1 pseudogene is annotated in these 729 nt (G+C 58.6%); it reads left to right on the top strand.

The features are described from left to right. A pseudogene (locus tag KVS69_RS18525) lies at window positions 1–729 on the top strand (terminase); the annotation flags it as partial.

Genomic DNA, 729 nt, shown 5'->3' with positions numbered 1-729 from the left:
GTCCTTGAGCCGAAGCGTGAATTGAAGTTCGGCTGGGCACTCAGAGCGATGTGCCGGCACCTTGAGGCGGTCACGGAAGGGCGTATCCAGTTCCTCCTCATGACGGTGCCTCCGGGCATGATGAAATCGCTCCTGATGGTCTTCTGGAGCGCATGGGAGTGGGGCGCTTGCGGTCGGCCTGATATGCAGGTGTTGGCGACGTCCTACAGCCAGCCGAACGTACTTCGCGACAATCTGAAACTCCGCCGTTTGGTGGAGAGCGAGAAGTTTCAATTCCTCTGGCCTTTGAAGCTTCGAGACGATCAAAACGCGAAAGGCAAGTTTGAAAATACCGGAAACGGTTTCAGCGAGGCTCGCCCATTCAGTTCGATGACCGGTGGCCGCGGCGATCGGGTGAAGGTGGACGATCCACATTCGACGGAAACGGCTGAGAGCGATACTGAGCGCCAGACAGCGGTTCGTATCTTCCGTGAGGGCATTTCTGACCGCCTGAACGATGTCACGACGTCGGCGATTGTCATCATCATGCAGCGCCTTCATGAGCAGGACGTTGCGGCAGTTGCGTTGGAACTCGACATCGGGTTCGTGCACCTCAACCTGCCGATGGAATTCGAGCCGGAAGCGAAGTGCCGGACGTATGTCGGCGGGGAACTGTTCTTTGAAGATCCGCGGAGGGAGCAGGGTGAGCTTCTGTTCCCCGAGCGCTTTCCGGCGCCGGAGATCGAGCGG

Origin of the sequence: Stenotrophomonas sp. GbtcB23 (assembly GCF_019091045.1) — a bacterium.
GTDB classification, from domain to species: Bacteria; Pseudomonadota; Gammaproteobacteria; order Xanthomonadales; family Xanthomonadaceae; genus Stenotrophomonas; species Stenotrophomonas rhizophila_A.
The sequence above is the reverse complement of the archived record's forward strand: the minus strand, read 5'-3'. Positions and strand labels throughout refer to the sequence as shown.